This window comes from Achromobacter sp. GbtcB20, from assembly GCF_019091095.1.
GTDB lineage: Bacteria > Pseudomonadota > Gammaproteobacteria > Burkholderiales > Burkholderiaceae_B > Achromobacter > Achromobacter mucicolens.
In genome coordinates this window covers 1-258 of the sequence record NZ_JAGXJZ010000641.1, presented here as the reverse complement: position 1 = coordinate 258, position 258 = coordinate 1, and the positions used below count along the sequence as shown (strand labels likewise).

1 pseudogene is annotated in these 258 nt (G+C 60.5%); it reads left to right on the top strand.

Going from position 1 to position 258, the window contains the following annotated elements:
* Positions 1-258, top strand: a pseudogene (locus KVT32_RS30550) (molecular chaperone HtpG); the annotation flags it as partial.

Sequence of the window (258 nt, the reverse complement as noted above, 5' to 3'; positions counted from 1 at the left end):
GCATGAAGGAAGGCCAGGACAAGATCTACTACGTCACCGCCGACAGCTACACCGCCGCGAAGAATAGCCCGCACCTGGAAATCTTCCGCAAGAAGGGCGTCGAAGTGCTGCTGCTGACCGACCGCGTCGACGAGTGGATGCTGTCCTTCCTGACCGAATACGAGGGCAAGGAACTGGTGTCGGTGGCCAAGGGCGGCCTGGATCTCGGCAAGCTGGAAGACGAGGCCGAGAAAAAGGAGCACGAAGAGACCGAGACCC